Source organism: Xanthomonas sp. WHRI 1810A (genome assembly GCF_040202885.1).
Classification (GTDB): domain Bacteria; phylum Pseudomonadota; class Gammaproteobacteria; order Pseudomonadales; family Pseudomonadaceae; genus Aquipseudomonas.
In genome coordinates this window covers 79,276-100,027 of the sequence record NZ_JBEGED010000001.1, presented here as the reverse complement: position 1 = coordinate 100,027, position 20,752 = coordinate 79,276, and the positions used below count along the sequence as shown (strand labels likewise).

Here is a 20,752-nt window from a genome sequence, read left to right as displayed (position 1 = left end):
AAGCGTTGCGCTCGCTTACGTGCCTTGGGTGTCCCGACCGAACTGAGGGCCCGAGCGGGTGTTGTTGCCCTTGGCCATGCGGTCGTAAAGCACGACGTTCACCGTGGCTGCCAGGTTCATGCAGCCGGTGGTGGGGATGTACACGACGTCCTCGCACCAGTCTCGGATCTCCTTGTCCAGCGAGCCATCCTCCGGCCCGAAGATGTAGATCGCCCGGTCCGGGTGCGTGTATTCAGGCAGCGAGCGCGCCCCTTCGACCAATTCCACCGCCACCGGCACGCAGCCCAGCGGGATGATCTTCTTGAGGTCATCGATGCCGATCAGCGGAATGTCCTGATGGATCTTCTTGGTGTCGGTCACGAAATCCCGCGCGCGCTCGTAACGCGTGCCGGTATAGAACACCGACGCTACGCCGTAGCAACCCGCCGCACGCATCACCGAGCCAACGTTTTTTGGGGATTTGGGGTTGAACAGGCCGATGCAGGCATAGCGTTTGTTTGCCACGGGGAGGGTGCTCGCTGGGGGAGGAGGGCGCGGGATTATACGGGACGTACGGCAAATACAAACTGTAGGAGCGCGCTTGCCCGCGAAGGCGTCCGTCCAGCCGACTAAGTCATCGGCGCTGACTCCGATTCGCGGGCAAGCGCGCTCCTACAGGGTCAATCGTCTTTCTTCATAAGCCCCGCCAGCGCCGCAAACGGGTTATGCGTCGCCTTGGCGATTTTCGGGCTGCTGGTGGAGCTTTCGGAAAAATACTGCTGATCGGTATAACGCGAGTGTTCGTTATCGTGGCAGTACAGGCACAACAGCTCCCAGTTGGAGCCGTCCTGCGGGTTGTTGTCGTGGTTGTGATCGCGGTGGTGCACGGTCAGCTCGCTCAGGCGCTTGCCGGCAAACTCCCGGGCGCAACGGCCGCACACGTGGGGGTACATGCGCAGCGCTTTGTCGCGGTAACCCATTTCGCGATCGCGCTGGGCGTCGGCGAGGATGCGATCGAGCTTGGAGGTATTGGTCGGTGGATTGGCCGTGCTCATGGTGTCACCTGATTCGGGTTCTGTTGTCGAGAATGTGGGCAGTTTAGCGCTTCAGGCCGCCGTCAGGTCTTGAGTTTTTCAGCGATCCAGATCGTATGCCGCGTGCCCTTGTTGCCGTGGGCATAGACCTTGACCTCTTCGGCCTTGAAACCGGCTTTGCGCAGTTTGTCGGAAAACGCGGCATCGGCGCTGGCTGACCACACCGCCAGCACGCCTTTGGGCCGCAGGGCCTGGGCACAGGCGCCGAGCCCGCCCGAGGAATACAGCCAACTGTTGGATTTCTGCGTCAGGCCTTCGGGGCCGTTGTCGACGTCCAGCATGATCGCGTCAAAGCCCTGAGGCGCGCTTTTCAGGACCTGCGCCACGTCCTGAATCACCACGGTGGTCCGCGGGTCCTGCAGCGGGTTGCCGGACTTTTCACCCAGCGGCCCACGATTCCATTCCACGACGCCCGGCACCAGTTCGGCGACCACGACTTCGGCGTTCTTGCCCAGATGCTTGAGCGCCGAGGCGAGGGTGAAGCCCATGCCCAGGCCGCCGATCAGCACCCGTGGTTGCGTGCGCGCCGCAACCTTCCTGCACGGGATTTCCGCCAGCGCGTCTTCGGAACCGTGCATGCGCGTGTTCATCAGCTGGCCGCCGTCGCCCCCCTGAATCTTGATCACGAAGTCCTCGCCATATTCGAACAGGCACAGGGCGCCGCCGTTGTCGGGGATCGGTGTGGTGTCGAGCAGAACGAAACGTTTCATGGAGCACTCAGTGATGAAATGAAAAACAGTGACGGTTTGCAGCGCGCAATCCGGGAAGCAGGAGTAGCCTGTGGCAGATAATTTTACTGGCGGTGGAGGCCATCGATGAAGCGCTACATTCTAACGGCGATTACCCTGGCGACGCTCTCGGTATGTGCGATTCAGGCCGAGACCTTGCAGCCGACGCTCAACACGCCCGGGCCGTCATCGTCACCGCCGGGTTCTCCGGGCACCGCGACTCCCACGCCATACCCGCAGGTGTCCCCGCCCAGCATCCCCCGCGAAAGTGGCCTCGGCGATTCGCCCCTGCTCCCCAAAATCCCCCAGCCCGGCCCACCGAAAGACGAGGCATTGCCCGGATTGGACGACACCGCCATTCCGGCCGTGAAGCCGTAAACGCCGGGCGGCGCTGGCTCACACCTGCTGCGATGCCAACTGCCCGTCCATCATGCGCAAACGCTTGGACAGCGCCACGGCAATCGCGCGGATGATCTTGGCCGCCACCTTGGGCGCTTCGTTGATCATCTTGTCCAGGGAGTCGCGACCCAGGTTCAGCAGGTAGCAGGGCGAGGCCGCCATGCAGCTGGCCGAGCGCCGTTCGCCGTCCAGCACCGCCATTTCCCCGAAGGCCCGGCCGCTGCGCAATACCGCAAGCTCCACCGGGTTGCCGTCGGCGTTGAGTTTCTGCACCGACACCAGGCCCGAATGGATGATGCACATGAACGTGCCGGCATCGCCTTCGTTGAAAATCGCCTGGCCTTTCTCGATGCTGCTAATGCTGAAATAGCCCGCTGCGGCGGAAAACTCCGCAGGCGTGAGGGGGTTGAACAGACCGCAGTCCATCAGCATTTCGCGGATTTCATTGTTCAGTGATGACGGTGTGGACATGGCCTGGTCTTGTGCAAGTTTCAGAAAGGGACGAAATCAGGAGCGGAACCGAACTACAAAACGTTCGGACCCGCCTGATATGACACGGGGCGCCAACCGAGTTCATCAGGTCAGCTGCAATACTTTGAAGATAAACCCGTATTCGAGCGCCACGTCACGCAATCCCTGATACCTACCGCTCATGCCGCCGTGGCCTGCGCCCAGCTCGGTCTTGAGCAGCAAGAGATTGTCATCGGTCTTGTGGTCGCGCAATTTTGCCACCCACTTGGCCGCTTCCCAGTACTGCACGCGGCTGTCGTTGTAGCCTGCGATCACCAGCATCGCAGGGTACGCCTGCGCGGTGACGTTTTCATACGGCGCGTAGGCCTTGATGCGTGCGTACACGTCGGGGTCCTGCGGGTTGCCCCATTCGTCGTATTCGGTCACGGTCAGCGGCAACTCGGGATCAAGCATGGTGTTGAGCACGTCGACAAACGGCACTTCGGCAATCGCCGCCTTGAACAGATCAGGGCGCTGATTGACCACCGCGCCGATCAACAGCCCACCGGCGCTGCCGCCACTGATCACCAGTTGCTCGGCGGTGGTCAGCTGTTGCGCAATCAAATGCTCGGCGCAGGCGATGAAGTCGGTGAAGGTGTTGGTCTTGTGCTCTTGCTTGCCGTTGCGATACCACGTCTCGCCCAGTTCGCCGCCGCCTCGCACATGGGCGATGGCAAACGCGACGCCGCGATCCAGCAGGCTCAGGCGCGCGTGGGAAAACCACGGATCCAGGCTTTCACCGTAAGCGCCGTAACCGTAGAGGTACAGCGGGACCGTCTTGCCCGCCAGCTCACGCTTGACCACCAGACTGATGGGCACCTGCGTGCCATCGGGCGCGGTGGCCCACAAACGCTGGCTGACATAGGCATCGGCATCGAACTCGCCCAGCACAGGCGTTTCTTTAAGCACCGTCTGATCGCCGGTGGCCAGCACCAGTTGCCGCACCTGCGCCGGACGATTCAGCGACTGATAACGCAGACGGATCTTGTCGCTGTCGAATTCAAGGGTGTCCTGCACGTAAAGGTTGTAGGCCGCATCCGGTAACTGCACGCGATAGGACGGCTTATCTTGTGGGTGGATCTCCACGATGGGCAATCCACCTTCGCGCAGGCTCAGGGTCAATGCCTTGGCATTCAGGCTGAAGCCGTCGAGCATGACCGCGTCGTTGTGGGGGATCAGGGTCTGCCATTCGTGGGATTCAGGTACGCCGCCGGTTTTTTCCGGCGCATGAAACAGCGCGAAATTGATGCCGTCTCGGTTGCTGCGGATCAGCCAGTTCCAGTTGCCCTCGACCAAGCCGTGATCCACCGAATACTCATGACCTTCGGCACGTGGCGCCATGCAGACAAACGCCTGCAGCGGTGTGCTGGCATCGAGTACCCAGGCTTCGCTGGTGGTTTTGCTGTCCAGCGACAGCACCAGTTGGCGCTCGGAGCTGCTGCGGTAGCAATGCAGGAAGAATCGTCCGTCCGGTTCGTTGAACACCAGATCCGCCGACGCCTGGCCGAGCCGATGGCGATACAGCTTGTGCGGGCGATGGGTGTCGTCCAGTTCGCCGAAAAACAGCGTCTGGCTGTCGTTGGCCCAGGTCATGCTGCCGTCGCAGTCTTCGAACGGCAGGCTGGTGAGCTGGCCGGTGCTCAACTCCTTGACGAACAGCCGGTAGACCTCTTCGCCGGTGGTGTCGAGGCTGTAGGCCAGGCGCTGATGATCGGGGCTGACGCTGAACGTGCCCAAGGAGAAAAACCCGCCGCCGGCCAGCGCGTTGGGGTCCAGCAGCAGGGTTTCGCTGGCTTCGTCCACGGTCTGCGAGTCATCGGCCGGCCGGGCGCAGCGGTAATGCCGACCGTACTCGTCGCCCTCGGTGGTGCGCGTGTAATACAGGTACGGGCCCCACGGGGAGGGCAGGGACAGGTCGGTTTCCAGGATGCGGGCTTTGATTTCCTGAAAAAGTGTTTCGCGCAGCGCCTGCTGATCGGCCAGTTGTTGTTCCTGGTAGGCGTTTTCGGCCTTGAGGTAATCGAGCACCTCGTCGGTGTCGCGGTTCTGCAGCCACGCGTACGGGTCTGCGCTGTCGGCCTTGCGGGCAATCGGGGCGCTGATGGAGGCATTGGATAAAGGCATGCTGGGCTCTCTGATCAATAAATGACCGGCGGCGCCCCTCTGTTCCAAGGGCTGCGCGAACCGATACTGAAGCCGGGGAAGCCGGGCTGGCGAAAAGTCGTTATCATAAGCGCCTCCTTACCTGCCTTACCACGGACGTCATGACCGACAACGACTATATGATTGGCTGGGGCCTGTACGCATTCGCTGCGTTGGGCTGTCTGTTGGTGTGGATCAAGCTGACGGGCTGGATGTGGCGCTACCTGCGCGAACCACTGTGGCTGATCGGCGCTGTGCTGTTGTTCACGCCGACCCTCATCGATCCCGGTCAAGACAAATACGCCCCGGCGCTGGCCATCAGCGCGCTCGACCTTGCCTTCAAAGTCGGCAACGTGGTCTGGCGCGCGGTGCTGGATCTGGCGACATACGGTGCCGTGGCCCTTGGGTTGTACGTCGTTTTCGCGCTGATCCGCTTGCCCATTCTCAACGCCCGCAAGGCGCGCCAGGCCCACGCCCAGGCCGCCGCCGAGGCGCAAGCCGCTGCACGGAAAAACGAAGAAGACGAGCCCTTTGCCTCCAGGCAAACAGATCGCCCTGCCGCGCACCCTGCGACAACCGCGCCGATCCCCGGTGGCGTGACAGGCAGCCCTGGCGGCCGTTTGCGCGTCGAACCCAAGCTTTAACAGGCCAACGCTGCAGAACGTATCGAGGCCCTGAGCATGTGTGAACTACTGGGCATGAGTGCCAATGTCCCCACCGACATCGTTTTCAGCTTTACCGGGCTGATGCAGCGCGGTGGCCGGACCGGTCCGCATCGCGACGGCTGGGGCATCGGTTTCTATGAAGGTCGCGGCCTGCGTCTGTTTCAGGACCCTGCGGCGAGCAGTGAATCGGAAGTCGCACAATTGGTGCGGCGGTACCCCATCAAGAGCGAAGTGGTGATCGGCCATATTCGTCAGGCCAACGTCGGCAAGGTCTGTCTGTCCAACACCCATCCGTTTGTGCGTGAGCTCTGGGGCCGTAACTGGTGTTTTGCCCACAACGGCCAGCTCGCTGACTTCAACCCGCGCGCCACGTTCTATCGGCCCGTGGGCGACACCGACAGCGAAGCCGCCTTCTGTGACCTGCTCAATCGCGTGCGGGAAGCTGAACCCGAGCCCGTCGAGATCGAGCAGTTCTTGCCGTCACTGGTCCAGGCCTGCGCCGAATACCGCACCAAAGGCGTGTTCAATTGCCTGCTCAGTGACGGCGACTGGCTGTTTTGCTTTTGCTCCACCAAGCTGGTGCAGATCACCCGACGCGCGCCGTTCGGCCCGGCCAGGCTCAAGGATGTCGACGTGATCGTCGATTTTCAGGCTGAAACCACGCCCAACGACGTCGTGACCGTGATTGCGACCGAACCGCTGACCGAAAACGAGGACTGGCACCGCTACGAGCCGGGCCAATGGAGCCTGTGGCGACGCGGCGAATGCGTGGCCCAAGGCGCGACCTGACCCGGATCCGACGGCACAACAGACTCGACCTGACTGAGAGGGACCTATGCTGCGAAGCTATCTGCGATTGGTATTGTTTACAGCGGGATTGCTGTTTGGTGTGCAAGTGCCGGGTTTTATCAGCGATTACAGCAAGCGCGTCGAAGCACACCTGATCGAAGCCCAGCAAGGCATGAAGGGCTACAACGATACCGCGCAGCGGTTTTTCAATGGCGACGTGCAGGCGCTGATCCAGCATTACCGCAGCAGCGAAGACCCCGTGTTTCGCAGCGATGCCGACAGCGTCAGCAACCTGATGACCCGCGCGCAACTTCTCGACCGCGAATGGCAGTCGCTTCAAGGCCCCTGGTACGAAAAGGCCTGGCACGTGTTCACCGCAGCCAACCCGGAAATCCGCATGGAAACCTGGAACGGCTACAGCTGGCAGGTCCTGTTGACGCCGGAAGTCATCGGTTGGGGGCTGTTGGGTGCATTGCTGCTGTCGCTGGTGATCGAAAGCATTGTGGTGTTCATCGACTGGCTGGCGGTGGGTCGGCGCCACAAGCGCGCGGTTAACCCGGATTGGCGCTGACAATGCGGGAGCGCGCTTGCCCGCGAAGACGGTCTGTCTGATCCGGCGATGGTGACTGACAGGCCGCAATTCGCGGGCAAGCGCGCTCCTGCATTTCTCAGCATTACTTCGCCAAATACCGCATCCCTTCCTCCAGCCCGTTCAGCGTCAACGGGTACATCTGATTGTCGATCAGGTCCTGCACGATATGGGTGGAGGTGGTGTAGGCCCAGGCGTCTTTCGGGTAGGGATTGATCCAGATGATCTTCTTGAACTTGGCCTTGAAGCGCTGCATCCAGGCGTAGCCGGCTTCTTCGTTCCAGTGCTCGACGCTGCCGCCCGGCTGGGTGATTTCGTAAGGCGCCATGGCGGCGTCACCGATGAAGATCACTTTGTAATCGGCACCGTACTTGTGCAGCAGATCCTGGGTGGAGGTGCGTTCCGAGGTGCGGCGCTGGTTGTTCTTCCACACCGATTCATAAATGAAGTTATGGAAGTAGAAGTACTCCATGTGCTTGAACTCGGTCTTGCAGGCCGAGAACAGCTCTTCACAGATCTTAACGTGGGCGTCCATCGAGCCGCCGATGTCGAACAGCAACAGCAGCTTGATGGTGTTGCGCCGCTCGGGTCGCATCTGAATGTTCAGCAGCCCGGCATCACGGGCGGTGTGGTCGATGGTGCCGTCGATGTCCAGCTCGTCCGCTGCACCCTGGCGCGCGAACTTGCGTAGGCGGCGTAGAGCGATCTTGATGTTGCGGGTGCCCAGCTCGACCTGATCGTCGAGGTTCTTGTATTCGCGCTGCTCCCAGACCTTCACCGCCTTGCCCTGGCGTTGCCCGGCGTCGCCGACCCGGATGCCTTCCGGGTTGTAGCCGCCTGAACCAAACGGGCTGGTGCCGCCGGTGCCGATCCATTTATTGCCACCGGCGTGACGTTCCTTCTGTTCTTCCAGGCGCTGTTTGAAGGCTTCGATCAGCTTGTCCAGCCCGCCCAGGGACTGGATTTGCGCGCGCTCTTCCTCGGTCAGGGAACGCTCGAACTCCTTGCGCAACCAGTCTTCCGGGATCAGCGCCTGCAGGTGGTCGTCGAGGTTTTCGAGGCCGTTGAAGTACGCACCAAACGCGCGATCGAACTTGTCGTAATGGCGCTCATCCTTGACCAGAAGGGTCCGGGCAAGGAAATAGAACTCGTCCATGTCGGCGAAGGTGACGCGTTGTTTCAGCGCGTTGATCAGGTCCAGCAGCTCGCGGACCGAGACCGGCACCTTGGCCGCGCGCATTTCGTTGAACAGGTTGAGCAACATGATAATGGTCCCGGCTTTATCGGACAGCGCTTAGCGATTGCCGCGGCGGCTCATGAACGCCAGCCGCTCGAGCAGCTGCACATCCTGCTCATTCTTGACCAGGGCACCTGCCAGCGGCGGAATGGCTTTGGTGGGGTCGCGCTCGCGCAGCACCGCTTCGCCGATGTTGTCGGCCATCAGCAGCTTGAGCCAGTCCACCAGTTCCGAGGTGGAGGGCTTCTTTTTCAGCCCTGGCACCTTGCGCACATCGAAGAACACGTCCAGCGCTTCGCTGACCAGGTCCTTCTTGATGTCGGGGTAGTGCACGTCGACGATCTTCTGCAGCGTGGCGCGGTCCGGGAAGGCGATGTAATGAAAGAAGCAGCGACGCAGAAACGCGTCCGGCAGCTCTTTTTCGTTGTTGGAGGTAATGATGATGATCGGCCGGATCTTCGCCTTGATCGTCTCGTCGATCTCGTAAACGTAGAACTCCATCTTGTCGAGTTCTTGCAGCAGGTCATTGGGGAATTCGATGTCGGCCTTGTCGATTTCATCGATCAGCAGAATCACCCGCTCCTCGGCTTCGAACGCTTCCCAGAGCTTGCCCTTCTTCAGGTAGTTGCGCACGTCGTGGACTTTGTCGACGCCCAGTTGCGAATCACGGAGCCGGCTGACGGCATCGTATTCGTACAGCCCCTGATGGGCCTTGGTGGTGGATTTGATGTGCCAGGTGATCAGCCTGGCGCCGAAGGATTCAGCCAGTTGCTCGGCCAGCATGGTTTTGCCCGTGCCCGGCTCGCCCTTGACCAGCAGCGGGCGCTCAAGCGTGATGGCGGCGTTGACCGCCAGCTTCAGGTCGTGGGTGGCGACGTAGGCCGGTGTGCCTTCAAACTTCATCGGAAAATCCTCGAACGTACCCGCAGGCTTCAGCCGGCGCGGCGCCAATCTGGCGAAAGAATGCGCCGACTATAACGCGCGCCCCGGGCCGCTGTGAACGCAGACGCCTGATTCAGTCTCTGAACGCGCCGTCACGTTTTGACTCACGGAAAATTGTAACGCCCGTTGCCATATCGCTAAATTGGCGATACGTTGCGCCGCATGCCTACCAAGCATCGATTCAGGGATAAATACAGGATTCAACTGCGAGAGAAAGACCACCTGCCGCCCCATGTGCATCTCACGGGCGGCGGTCTGGATGTGTTGATCTGTCTGCAGTTGGTAGAACCCGTGCGCGGCCATGCACCGGCCGCCGTGCTCAAGGAAGCGCTGGCGTGGATACGGGCTAACAGAGAAGAACTGATGGAGGAATGGAAGCGATGGCATCCATGAAACGACCCCGACTCAAAACGGTTCAGGCGTTGCCAGGCGGCAAACTGGCGCTGACATTTATCAACGATCAACAGTTTGTTCTGGACCTGAACGACGACATCAACACCTTTCCCGGCCTGCACCCGCTGGGTGATCAGCAGGCGTTTACGCAGGCCGCCATTGGCGACGACGGATGGACCGTTGAATGGCCGGCGCTGGATATCCAGATCGGGGCGGATACCCTGTATCTGGATGCGCAGGCTCAAGCGGCAACGGACGAAAACACCAAAATCTTCATCGGCTGGCGCGCCCGTACTGGCTTGCCGCTGGCGTTGGCCGCCCAAGCACTGGGCGTCAGCACCCGCAGCATCACGCGGTACAGCAATGCCCGGGAAGCCACGCCCCGAACCCTGGCCCTCGCGTGCCTGGGCTGGGATGCGTTGCACAGCCAGGATCAGAGCGGGGTGATGGTGGCGGAGGCGCCAGCCGTCTATGGCGCCAGAAAGAATAAAAAAGACATGTAGGAGCGCGCTTGCCCGCGAGATCTGCGCTATGTCAGTCAGGCGCAAACCCCGTGGGAGCGAACCTGTCCGCGAAGAGGCTCGCCTGACCGACACATGCGCATCGGCTGTGCATCAGTCTTCGCGGACAGGTCCGCTCCCACGAAGGCAACCACACACTAGGCTCGCTACTTCCCCTTACCCCCGTCATACCGCGTATTGAACGCCTGCACGAACGCATTGCGCAGGATCTGCAAAAACGCCTGAAACGCGCTGATGTCCTGTTTATGCACACTGCCGCTCAATTCCACGCGGGTGGCGAACTGGTTTTCTCCCTGGTTCTTCAGCACCGTTTCGCTGCCACCGACCACGGCTTCCCAGATCGAGCGGAAAAACCCCTTATTCTGGTTTTCCACATCCTGCTGCCAGTTAAAGACGTCCACATCCTTGAGCAGCGGTTTGATGTAACCGCTCAGTTGGCCCTTGTTGGCCTGGGCTTCGATCACGATGTCGCCGTTGCCCGCGTTGAAATCGAACTTGCCGTAGGCCGAGGCGAAATCATTCATCTGCTTGAGCTGGATATTGGTCGCCCGGAACTTGAAGTCGAAATCCTCGAAGTTGCTGAACGGGTCGAACGTCGCGCTGCTTTCCACCGGCGCATGGCCTTGCAACAGCGCTTTACCCTCGAAGCGCGCGTCGCGTTTGCCCTGTTTGTCTTCCACGTTGGTGAGGTTGAAAAGACTGGCGTTGACCTTGTCGGCTTCGATTTTCACCTTCGGCGTAGACGTGAAGTTGTTGAATGTAATTTTCCCGTCCACCACCCGGATTTCGTTCAGCGTGATCGGCAGCAGTTTATTGATCTGCGCCTGCCAGTCAGTGCCCTGACCCGTCTGAGACGCCTGCTTGTTGGCGCCGCCATCGACGAAGTTCAGCTCCGGGCTGATAAATGCAGCCTCGGCCACCACCGCATGGTCGTACCACAAGGCATGCCAGCTCACCGCCAGATCGATCACCGGCACCTTGACGAAGGGCACCGGCACCTTGCCGTCGACCTTGACGATGTTCAAGCCGTTGATTCTGTAGGCACCGCGCCACAGTGCGAGGTCGACATCGGTGACCTGGCCGCGGTAGTCGCCCATGTCCGCGAGCTTCTCATTCAAGTAGTTGCGAACGACATAAGGCAACGCGATGTGCACAGCGATCAACAACACGATGACGCCGAGCACTGTCCATAGTGGCCAGCTGTAGCGACGTTTCATGGCTAGAGTCTCCTTGGCTGTGGGGTAAGTTATGGTTGTTGACTGCCGTGACCCGCATCGGTTCGCTATGACTGGACGCCTAAAGGCTCACGGCATAGGCTTTGATCCATTCCAGACCCTTCACAAAGGACCCCGTCATGAGCCGTATCCATGCTGACAACGCCCATTCCATCGGCAACACGCCACTGGTGCAGATCAACCGTATCGCGCCACGTGGCGTGACGATCCTGGCGAAAATCGAAGGGCGCAACCCGGGTTACTCGGTCAAATGCCGGATCGGCGCCAACATGATCTGGGACGCCGAAAGCAGCGGCAAACTCAAGCCCGGCATGACCATTGTTGAACCGACGTCGGGCAACACCGGCATCGGCCTGGCATTCGTGGCGGCGGCGCGTGGCTACAAGCTGATGCTGACCATGCCGGCGTCCATGAGCATCGAGCGGCGCAAGGTGCTCAAGGCCCTGGGCGCCGAGATCGTGCTGACCGAAGCGGCCCAAGGCATGAAGGGTTCCATCGCCAAGGCTGAAGAGCTGCTCGCGCAAAACCCTGACACCTTCTTCATGCCCGCGCAGTTCGAGAACCCGGCCAACCCTGCGATCCACGAGAAAACCACCGGCCCGGAAATCTGGAACGACACCGACGGCGCGATTGACGTGCTGGTGGCGGGCGTCGGCACCGGCGGCACCATCACCGGTGTTTCGCGCTACATCAAGCACAGCATGGGCAAGCCGATCCTCTCGGTGGCCGTAGAACCCATGGGTTCGCCGATCATTACCCAGGAAATGGCGGGCCAGGAAATCACCCCGGCGCCCCACAAGATCCAGGGCATCGGCGCAGGCTTCATTCCTGCCAACCTCGACCTGACGATTGTCGACCGGGTCGAGCTGGTCAGCGACGAAGAAGCCAAGGCCATGGCCCTGCGGCTGATGCAGGAGGAGGGGATTCTGTGCGGGATTTCCTGTGGCGCCGCCATGGCAGCCGCCGTGCGCATGGCCGAGAAACCGGAGATGCTGGGCAAGACCATCGTCGTGATCCTGCCCGATTCCGGCGAGCGCTACCTGTCGAGCATGCTGTTCAGCGACATGTTCACCGATCAGGAGTTGACGCAGTAAGCGCATCCGTACGCTTTCCGGCTTTTTACCGGGGCGAACTGGGCTTATGATGCTCGCCATTCAGACCCGCCGAATGATTGCCCCAGATCATTCGGCGACGCTCTGCAGTCATTCAAACTAATAACGTCGATCCCCGCGCTGCGTCACTGTTAGCTTTTTGCCTGTTTCAAGGAGAGTTTCATGACCCTTTCTTTCGCTGCCAAAGCGGCCATCCTGCTGCTGTTCATCGGCAGCACGTTGTACGTGCACCTGCGTGGCAAGGCGCGGTTGCCGGTATTGCGTCAATTCGTGAATCACTCCGCGTTGTTCGCACCCTACAACGCGCTGATGTACCTCTTCTCCAGCGTGCCATCCAAACCCTATCTGGACCGCAGCAAGTTTCCTGAACTGGACATTCTCAAGGACAACTGGGAAACCATTCGCGACGAGGCCATGCACCTGTTCGACGAGGGCTATATTCGCGCCGCCGCCAAGGACAACGACGCCGGTTTCGGTTCGTTCTTCAAGAAAGGCTGGAAGCGTTTTTACCTGAAGTGGTACGACAAACCGCTGCCGTCCGCTGAAACCCTGTGCCCCAAGACGGTTGAGCTGCTCAGCCGCATCCCCAACGTCAAGGGCGCGATGTTCGCGTTGTTGCCAGGTGGCAGCCACCTCAATCCCCACCGCGATCCGTTTGCCGGGTCGTTGCGCTATCACCTGGGGCTGTCGACGCCCAATTCCGACGACTGCCGGATCTTCGTCGACGGCAATGTCTACGCCTGGCGCGACGGCGAAGACGTGATGTTCGACGAGACCTACGTGCATTGGGTCAAGAACGAAACCGACGTGACCCGCGTGATCCTGTTCTGCGACGTCGAACGTCCACTGAGCAACGGCTTCATGCGCGCCGTGAACCGCAAGGTCAGCGACTTCCTGGGTCGCGCCACGGCGCCGCAGAACACCGACGACGAGCGCGTGGGCGGTATCAACCAGGCCTACGCGTTCAGCAAGCGTTTCAGCAACAGCTTCAGCGGCCAGGTCAAACAGTTCAAGCGCGCCAATCCCAAGGCCTATCGCATCCTGCGCCCCGTGCTGGCGGTGATCGTCCTGACGCTGCTGGGCTACTGGCTGTTTGGTTGAAGCAGGCTATTGCACACAACACCGGGCGCTGGTTATAGTCGGCCCCGGTGTTGTGACCGAACATCCAGCAACACCACTCCCCATTCCGATGAAGACCAGCGCCATGCCTGCTTCCCGCTTGCCGTTCACGTTCGATGCTGCAGCCTTTGCTGCGGTTGATCCGTGTGGCTGCCAGCAGATCGTCTTCATCACCCGCTACCCTCCGCCTTCTGTGACCAGCCCGGTCGTCTGCGCTGTTGCGCCGCCCGGGGTTGTGTTGCTCGGCTGATCCACGGCGTTCCTGCCGTCGATTGACCCAGCAAACACCGCAAACATCAGTGAATCCGGCTTCTGTCCGGGTCCGATTTTGTCTGAATCACAGGTGACACCATGTTCGCTAACAAAACGCTGGCCTCGATGGCCACGACCACGCTGTTCGTGTTGCTCTGGAGCAGCGGGGCGATTTTCTCCAAGTGGGGGCTGGCCCACGCCTCGCCGTTTGCCTTTCTGCTGATCCGTTTTCTGCTGGCGCTGGTGGCGTTGGCCATTCTCATCCCGATGCTCGGTTACAAACTGCCCGGCACCCGACCGTCGCTGCTCTACGCGATGGCCACCGGCGCGGTGTTGTTGGGCGCGTATCAGATCTTCTATCTGCTGGCGCTGGCCCTGAAGGTCACCCCTGGCGTGATGGCGACGATCATGGGCGTGCAGCCGATCCTCACCGCCGTGCTGGTGGAGCGCAGCCGTTCAGGCTCGCGCATGTTCGGCCTGGCGCTGGGGCTGGCGGGACTGGTGCTGGTGGTTTACGAAGGCATCGGCGGCGGGGGCTCGTTGGCCGGCATGCTGTTCGGTCTACTGGGCATGTTGAGCATGACCGGCGGCTCGATCATGCAGAAACGTATCACCGACAATCCCCTTGGCACGCTGCCGGTTCAGTACCTGGCGGGCGCCGTGGTGTGTGCGGTGTTCGTGCCGTTCCAGCCGTTTCATTTCGAGCGGAGTGTCGGCTTCTTCGTGCCGGTGCTGTGGATGGGGCTGGTGGTGTCGGTGCTGGCGACGTTCCTGCTGTACCGGTTGATTGCGCAGGGCAATCTGGTGAACGTCACCAGCCTGTTTTATCTGGTGCCCGCGGTGACCGCGATCATGGATTACCTGATCTTCGGCAATCGCCTGCCGCTGTTGAGCGTCTTCGGCATGGCGTTGATCGTGATCGGGCTGGTGTTTGTGTTTCGTAAGGTGAAGTGATTCATTGCCTTATGCGGTATCTGTGGGAGGGAGCTTGCTCGCGAAAAGTCGGTACAGACGATAATGCTTCGTCAGGTTAACGACCGAATCGCGAGCAAGCTCCCTCCCACATCCACATCCACATCCACATCCACATCCACATCCACATGATTGTTCCCACGCTCTGCGTGGGAATGCCTCTCCCGACGCTCCGCGTCGCCTTGGCGCTGACGCAGAGCGTCAAGGTGCAAGTTCCCACGCAGAGCGTGGGAACCATCATTCCACATCCCGGCGACATCGGCGCCACTCAAACAAACACCACATGCCGACTCAACAACGCCCGCAACGCGGCGGGTTTGACCGGTTTGGCGAGGTAATCCAGGCCCGCTGCGTGCACCTGCGCCACCAGTTCGGGACGCACGTCGGCGCTGATCAACACCCCCGGCACCGGTTCGCCCAGACGGGTGCGCAGCCAGGCCATCAACTGGGTGCCGGTTTCGCCGTCGTCCAGGTGATAGTCCACCAGCGCCAGTTGCGGGCGAATGCCTTGATCCAGCAGTGCCTGGCATTCCTGACGATTGCGCGCGGTCCAGACCTGACAGCCCCAGCGGCTCAACAGGCTGTTCATGCCGATCAGGATGCTGTCTTCGTTATCGACACACAGCACCTGCGTGCCACTGAGCGCCGAGCGCGTCGGGTCTTTGGCTGGCGCGATTGTCGGCAGGGGCAAGGGTTGGCGCGCCAACGGCACGGTCACGCTGAACACGCTGCCGCGACCGGGCCACGAACGCACCGCCAACGTATGCCCCAGCACCCGGCACAGGCCGTCGGCAATCGCCAGCCCCAGGCCCAGGCCTTTTTCGGCACGGGTCTGGTGGCTGTCCAGGCGTTTGAATTCCTCGAAAATCACCTGGCGTTTGTCTTCCGGAATCCCCGGGCCACGGTCCCAGACTTCCAGGCTCAGTTGCCCGTTCCTGCGCCGTACGCCCAGCAACACCGGCCCTTTGGCGTAACGAAAGGCATTGGTCAGGAAATTCTGCAGCACCCGGCGCAACAGCTTCACGTCACTGTCGATGCGCAAGCGGCTGCTGCGCACGCGAAACCGCAGGCCCTGTTCCTGAGCCAGCGCCGTGAACTCGGCGCCCAGCGTATCGAACAGCGAATCCAGGGCAAACGGCTGACAGTTGGGCGTGAACATTCCGTTCTCCAGCCGCGAAATATCCAGCAGATCGCTGATCAGGTCTTCGGCCGAACGCAGCGAGCTGTCCAGGTGTTGAATCAGCTGTTGCGCTTCGTTGGGGATGTTAGCCCCGGCGTGGGACAGCGCCGCCGAGAACAGCCGTGCGGCATTCAACGGCTGCATCAAGTCGTGGCTGACGGCCGCCAGAAAACGGGTTTTCGACTGGTTGGCCGCTTCGGCATTGCCCTTGGCTTCGGTCAGCGCCACGTTCAGCTGCGACAGCTCGTGGGTGCGTTCGGCCACGCGCTGTTCCAGCCGTTCATTGACGCCCTTGAGCGCATGCTCGGCTTCGCGGAACGCGGTGATGTCCGAGAAACTCATGACAAATCCACCGCCCGGCATCGGATTGCCGATCAACTCGATCACCTGGCCGTTGGGGAACAGGCGTTCGGAGGTGTGCGCCCGGCCCTGGCGCATCCAGTGCAGGCGCCGGGCCACGTGGACCTCCGCTTCGCCTTCGCCCAGCAGCCCGCGTTCGGCGTTGTAGCGGATGATATCGGCAATCGGCCGGCCGACGCTGATCAGGCCTTCGGGGTAGTTGAACAGTTCCAGATAACGATGATTCCACGCCACCAGTCGCAGCGACTGGTCCACCACGCTGATGCCCTGGGTGATGTTCTCGATGGCCCCTTGCAGCAGGGCACGGTTGAACTGCAACACTTCGGAGGCTTCGTCGGCGATGCGCACCACGTCTTCGAGCTGCATGTCGCGGCCTTCGATGGCCGCCTTGACCACGGCGCGGGTCGAGGAGGTGCCCAGCACGCCCGCCAGCAAGCGCTCGGTGTGAGCGATCCATTCACCGTTGGCGTTCTGGTTCGGGTTGAAGCCCTTGCCCTGGCGATAGGCAAAGCGGTTGAAGCTCTGCTGCGCACGTTCTTCACCGACAAAGCGCGCCGACAGCTTGAGCAAATCATCGATCTGCACCGCCAACAACGAGCGGTTGCTGGGCCGCGCTTGCAATTCCTGACCGATAAAGCGGCCCGCTTGCCAGTGCTCTGACACCCGCGTGCGCGACAGCACCGAGACCCAGGCGAACAGAATGAAGTTGCCCGCCGTGGACAGCACCACGCCCTGAGTCAGGGAGCTGATCGGCAGGTTCAGCGGATTGCCGTGCAGCCATGCCAGCAGCGGAAAACTGCTCAACGCCCAGCCCATGCTGTGGGCGGCAATCGGCAGCACCAGCGTGTAGAACCACAGAAATATCCCGGCGGCCAACCCGGCGAAGACACCGCGCCGGTTGGCCTGTTTCCAGTACAGCGCGCCGATCAGCGCCGGGGTCAGCTGGGTGATGGCGGCGAAGGCGATCTGGCCGATGGTGGCCAGGCTGGCAGTGGAACCCAGCAACCGGTAGCTGACGTAGGCCAACAGCAGAATGACCACGATGCTGACCCTGCGCACCGACAGCATCCAGTGGCGGAACACCTCGAACGGACGCTCGGCGGTTTTGCGCCGCAACAGCCACGGCAGCAGCATGTCGTTGGAGACCATGGTCGACAGCGCGACGCTCGCCACAATCACCATGCCGGTGGCCGCCGAAGCACCGCCGATGAACGCCAGCATCGCCAGCGCCGGGTGTGAATGCGCCAACGGCACGCTGATCACGAACGAGTCGGGCAGCACCGAGCTGGGCAGCATCATCTGCCCGGCCAGCGCAATCGGTACCACGAACAACGCAGCGAGAATCAAGTAGGCCGGGAACACCCAGCGCGCCAGACGCAGGTCCTGGGGATCGATGTTCTCCACCACCGTCACGTGAAACTGCCGGGGCAGGCAGATGATCGCCATCATCGCGACGCCGGTCTGCACCACCATCGAGGGCCAGTTGACGGTTTCCTTCCAGTATTCCTCCAGGCGCGGCGCGAGTCTTGCCTGGCTGAACAGGTCGTCGAAGCCGTCGTACAGGCCGTAGGTCACGAACGCGCCGACGGCCATGAAGGCGAACAGTTTGACGATGGCTTCGAAGGCAATCGCCAGCACCATGCCCCGGTGGTGCTCGGTGGCGTCCAGGTGGCGGGTGCCGAAGACGATGGTGAACAGCGCCAGCACCAGCGAGACGATCAGGGCCGTGTCCTGCGCCCGGGTGCCGGCGGCGTCGGCACCGGCGCCGATCAGAATGTTCACGCCCAGCACGATGCCTTTGAGCTGCAACGCGATGTAGGGCAGCACGCCCACCAGACAGATGAGGGCGACCACCACCGCCAGGGATTGCGATTTGCCGTAGCGGGCGGCGATGAAGTCGGCGATGGAGGTGATGTTTTCCTGCTTGCTGATCAGCACCATCTTCTGCAGCACCCACGGCGCCAGCACCATCATCAGCACCGGCCCGAGGTAAATCGGCAGGAAGGACCACAGCTGTTCGGCCGCCTGGCCGACGGCGCCGAAGAAGGTCCAGCTGGTGCAATAGACCGCCAGCGACAGGCTGTAGACCCAGGCCCGCAGCCTTGGCGGCAACGCGGCGCTGCGACGGTCGCCGTAGAAGGCGATGGCGAACATGATGGCCATATAGGCCAGAGCGACGGCAGCGATGAGCCCGCTGGACAGCGACATGGGAACTCCAAATCAATCAGGCCGAACCGGATCGTGTCTCGCGCCGGCCAGACAGTCTCGCACGCCGGATCGGCTTCGTCTGTTTCGACCAAGGTCGCAGCGGCGGGGGTGCACAGGTAAATGAGGCTTGTTGGAGCGAGGCTTGCCCGCGAAGCTTTTGTGCCAGTCCGGACGTTGAGCTATGCACCCGGCCCCTTCGCGGGCAAGCCTCGCTCCAACAGGCTGTTTTTTGCCATCTCTCGACAACCTGCCACACAACGTCTTCAATGTGCTCGCATTCGAAGGTGATCTTCGCACCCCGCCAGTACCCGGCGCCATTCAGGGACCCAGGACGATGAGTCAGTCGCAGTTCAGTTTGTTGGGTAAGCGGCGCTTTTTGCCGTTTTTCATCACCCAGTCCCTCGGGGCGTTCAACGACAACGTCTTCAAGCAGTCCCTGATCCTCGCCATCCTCTACAAGCTCACCGTCGACGGCGACCGCTCGATCTACGTCAACCTGTGCGCGATGCTGTTTATCCTGCCGTTCTTCCTGTTCTCGGCCCTGGCCGGGCAGTTCGGCGAGAAGTACCCCAAGGACAAACTGATCCGCATGATCAAGCTACTGGAAATCGCGATCATGGTCGTCGGCGCAGTGGGCTTTCTGTTCGATCACCTGTCGCTGATGCTGGTATCGCTGTTTGCCATGGGCACGCACTCGGCGCTGTTCGGGCCGGTGAAGTACTCGATCTTGCCTCAGCACCTGCACGAAAACGAGCTGGTGGGCGGCAACGGTCTGGTGGAAATGGGCACCTTTCTCGCCATCCTGGCCGGCACCATCGGCGCCGGGATCATGATGTCCGCCACCCATTACGCACCCATCGTGGCTACGGCGATGGTGTTGATCGCCTGCCTGGGGTACCTCGCCAGTCGCAGCATTCCGCCGGCCGCAGCGGCGACGCCGGGCCTTAAGATCAACTGGAACATCTTGAGCCAGTCCTGGGCCACGCTGAAACTGGGGCTCGGGCAGACCAAGGCCGTGTCGCGCTCCATCGTCGGCAACTCGTGGTTCTGGTTTGTCGGTGCGATTTACCTGACGCAGATTCCCGCCTACGCCAAGGACTGGATGTACGGCGACGAGACCGTGGTCACCCTGATTCTCACGGTGTTCTCCATCGGTATCGCCGCCGGCTCAATGCTGTGCGAGCGCATGTCGGGGCACAAGGTCGAGATCGGCCTCGTGCCGTTCGGCTCGATGGGTCTGACCGTGTTCGGTCTGCTGCTCTGGTGGCATTCGGGCGGTTTCCCACAGAACGTGCAGGCCAATGACTGGCTGGCCGTGCTCTCAATCGGACAAGCGTGGTGGGTGCTGTTCGACATCCTCGGCATCGGCGTCTTTGGCGGGTTCTACATCGTGCCGCTTTACGCGCTGATCCAGTCCAGAACGGCGGAGAAAGAGCGCTCCCGGGTCATCGCCTCCAACAACATCCTCAACGCCTTGTTCATGGTGGTGTCGGCCATTGTCTCGATCATCTTCCTGAGCGTGGCGAAGCTCTCGATACCCCAGCTGTTCCTGGTGGTCTCGCTGATGAACATCGCGGTCAACGCCTACATCTTCAAGATTGTCCCGGAATTCACCATGCGCTTCATGATCTGGCTGCTCAGCCACTCCATGTACCGCGTGGAGCACCGCGACCTGCAGCAGATTCCCGACGAAGGCGCTGCCTTGCTGGTCTGCAACCACGTGTCGTTCGTCGATGCGCTGCTGATCGCAGGTTCGGTGCGCCGCCCGATTCGCTTCGTCATGTACTACAAGATCTATAACCTGCCGGTGCTCAACTTCATCTTCCGCACCGCAGGCGCCATCCCCATCGCCGGCAGGAGCGAGGACCTGGCGACTTACGACAACGCATTCAAACGCATCGCCGAGTACCTGAAAGACGGTGAGCTGGTGTGCCTTTTCCCCGAAGGAAAACTCACCACCAGCGGCGAGATCGACGAGTTCAAGGGCGGCATGAAACGCATCCTCGAAGACACCAACGTGCCGGTGATCCCGCTGGCGCTGCAAGGTCTGTGGGGCAGCTTCTTCAGCCGCGACCCGGACAAAGGCGTGTTCCGCAGGTTGTGGTCGCGGGTGACCCTGGTGGCGGGTGTCCCGATCTCCGGCGAAGACTCGGCCCCGGCGTTGGTGCGGGAGCGGGTGATGGCGTTGCGTGGGGCGATTCGGTGAATGTCCATCCTTCACCGTACTGAAACTCTGAAAGGCATAGCCATCGGGCGTTGTAAGGCGCTTCTGAATTTTTTATCGGGCCGGGTTCCGGCTTAATTTCCGTTCCGATTGCCCATAGAT

Annotated in this window: 19 protein-coding genes; 10 read left to right on the top strand and 9 right to left on the bottom strand. The window is 61.3% G+C overall.

From position 1 onward, the window contains the following. Positions 1–15 precede the first annotated feature (15 nt). The 3 genes from ABQX22_RS00395 to ABQX22_RS00385 form a co-directional block, all read right to left on the bottom strand. Positions 16–504, bottom strand: coding sequence for an RNA methyltransferase (locus ABQX22_RS00395; RefSeq protein ID WP_349795388.1), 489 nt, complete (start codon positions 502–504; stop codon positions 16–18). 155 nt (positions 505–659) lie between these two features. Continuing rightward, a complete protein-coding gene (locus ABQX22_RS00390; RefSeq protein WP_349795386.1) occupies positions 660–1,034 on the bottom strand; it encodes a YajD family HNH nuclease in 375 nt (124 codons plus the stop codon). A 62-nt stretch (positions 1,035–1,096) separates the two neighbouring features. Beyond that, positions 1,097–1,783 (bottom strand): spermidine synthase, encoded by a 687-nt coding sequence (locus tag ABQX22_RS00385; protein ID WP_349795384.1) that lies wholly within the window; start codon positions 1,781–1,783, stop codon positions 1,097–1,099. A 105-nt stretch (positions 1,784–1,888) separates the two neighbouring features. Here ABQX22_RS00385 and ABQX22_RS00380 point away from each other — a divergent pair, with 105 nt between their 5' ends. After that, positions 1,889–2,179: a hypothetical protein gene (locus ABQX22_RS00380; protein ID WP_349795382.1), complete on the top strand. Its 291-nt coding sequence runs from the start codon at positions 1,889–1,891 to the stop codon at positions 2,177–2,179. An 18-nt stretch (positions 2,180–2,197) separates the two neighbouring features. Here ABQX22_RS00380 and ABQX22_RS00375 read toward each other — a convergent pair whose 3' ends face one another. Both ABQX22_RS00375 and ABQX22_RS00370 read right to left on the bottom strand, forming a co-directional pair. Then, a complete protein-coding gene (locus ABQX22_RS00375; RefSeq protein WP_349795380.1) occupies positions 2,198–2,671 on the bottom strand; it encodes a Crp/Fnr family transcriptional regulator in 474 nt (157 codons plus the stop codon). 105 nt (positions 2,672–2,776) lie between these two features. Continuing rightward, complete coding sequence (locus ABQX22_RS00370; RefSeq protein ID WP_349795378.1) at positions 2,777–4,834, bottom strand: S9 family peptidase; 2,058 nt, start codon at positions 4,832–4,834, stop codon at positions 2,777–2,779. Between the two features lie 140 nt (positions 4,835–4,974). Between ABQX22_RS00370 and ABQX22_RS00365 the strand changes: the two genes are divergently transcribed. The 3 genes from ABQX22_RS00365 to ABQX22_RS00355 are packed head-to-tail and all read left to right on the top strand — an operon-like array spanning position 4,975 to position 6,877. After that, positions 4,975–5,496, top strand: a complete 522-nt coding sequence (locus ABQX22_RS00365; RefSeq protein ID WP_349795376.1) for a hypothetical protein — start codon at positions 4,975–4,977, stop codon at positions 5,494–5,496. Positions 5,497–5,532: 36 nt separating this feature from the next. Next, entirely contained in the window at positions 5,533–6,306 is a 774-nt protein-coding gene (locus ABQX22_RS00360; protein ID WP_349795374.1) for a class II glutamine amidotransferase, read from the top strand. Positions 6,307–6,352: 46 nt separating this feature from the next. Next, a complete protein-coding gene (locus tag ABQX22_RS00355) occupies positions 6,353–6,877 on the top strand; it encodes a DUF2937 family protein (RefSeq protein ID WP_349795372.1) in 525 nt (174 codons plus the stop codon). A 103-nt stretch (positions 6,878–6,980) separates the two neighbouring features. Here the strand turns inward: ABQX22_RS00355 and ABQX22_RS00350 are convergent, their stop codons facing one another. Beyond that, positions 6,981–8,159, bottom strand: coding sequence for a vWA domain-containing protein (locus tag ABQX22_RS00350; RefSeq protein ID WP_349795370.1), 1,179 nt, complete (start codon positions 8,157–8,159; stop codon positions 6,981–6,983). A gap of 30 nt (positions 8,160–8,189) precedes the next feature. Next, on the bottom strand, positions 8,190–9,035 hold the full coding sequence (locus ABQX22_RS00345; protein ID WP_349795368.1) for an AAA family ATPase: 846 nt from the start codon (positions 9,033–9,035) through the stop codon (positions 8,190–8,192). Between the two features lie 201 nt (positions 9,036–9,236). Here ABQX22_RS00345 and ABQX22_RS00340 point away from each other — a divergent pair, with 201 nt between their 5' ends. Together ABQX22_RS00340 and ABQX22_RS00335 are read left to right on the top strand one after the other, a co-directional pair. Further along, a complete protein-coding gene (locus ABQX22_RS00340) occupies positions 9,237–9,467 on the top strand; it encodes a DUF4160 domain-containing protein (protein ID WP_349795366.1) in 231 nt (76 codons plus the stop codon). Next, positions 9,464–9,970: a DUF2442 domain-containing protein gene (locus ABQX22_RS00335; protein ID WP_349795364.1), complete on the top strand. Its 507-nt coding sequence runs from the start codon at positions 9,464–9,466 to the stop codon at positions 9,968–9,970. The genes ABQX22_RS00340 and ABQX22_RS00335 overlap by 4 nt, the downstream gene beginning before the upstream one ends. Before the next feature lie 164 nt (positions 9,971–10,134). Here the strand turns inward: ABQX22_RS00335 and ABQX22_RS00330 are convergent, their stop codons facing one another. Next, positions 10,135–11,205 carry a DUF748 domain-containing protein gene (locus ABQX22_RS00330; protein ID WP_349795362.1) on the bottom strand — a complete coding sequence of 357 codons (1,071 nt, stop codon included), beginning with the start codon at positions 11,203–11,205 and terminating at the stop codon, positions 10,135–10,137. Between the two features lie 137 nt (positions 11,206–11,342). Here ABQX22_RS00330 and cysK point away from each other — a divergent pair, with 137 nt between their 5' ends. From cysK to ABQX22_RS00315, 3 genes are all read left to right on the top strand, one after another. Next, complete coding sequence (cysK, locus tag ABQX22_RS00325; RefSeq protein ID WP_349795360.1) at positions 11,343–12,317, top strand: cysteine synthase A; 975 nt, start codon at positions 11,343–11,345, stop codon at positions 12,315–12,317. 180 nt (positions 12,318–12,497) lie between these two features. Further along, the gene (locus ABQX22_RS00320; protein WP_349795358.1) at positions 12,498–13,436 is read left to right on the top strand and encodes an aspartyl/asparaginyl beta-hydroxylase domain-containing protein; all 939 of its coding nucleotides are present in this window, start codon (positions 12,498–12,500) and stop codon (positions 13,434–13,436) included. Positions 13,437–13,805: 369 nt separating this feature from the next. Then, the gene (locus ABQX22_RS00315) at positions 13,806–14,660 is read left to right on the top strand and encodes a DMT family transporter (protein WP_349795356.1); all 855 of its coding nucleotides are present in this window, start codon (positions 13,806–13,808) and stop codon (positions 14,658–14,660) included. Between the two features lie 286 nt (positions 14,661–14,946). Here ABQX22_RS00315 and ABQX22_RS00310 read toward each other — a convergent pair whose 3' ends face one another. Beyond that, the gene (locus ABQX22_RS00310; RefSeq protein ID WP_349795354.1) at positions 14,947–18,426 is read right to left on the bottom strand and encodes a hybrid sensor histidine kinase/response regulator; all 3,480 of its coding nucleotides are present in this window, start codon (positions 18,424–18,426) and stop codon (positions 14,947–14,949) included. A gap of 334 nt (positions 18,427–18,760) precedes the next feature. On the opposite strand from ABQX22_RS00310, the gene ABQX22_RS00305 reads away from it, so the two are divergent. Further along, positions 18,761–20,632: an MFS transporter gene (locus tag ABQX22_RS00305; protein WP_349795352.1), complete on the top strand. Its 1,872-nt coding sequence runs from the start codon at positions 18,761–18,763 to the stop codon at positions 20,630–20,632. The last annotated feature ends 120 nt before the right edge of the window (positions 20,633–20,752 follow it).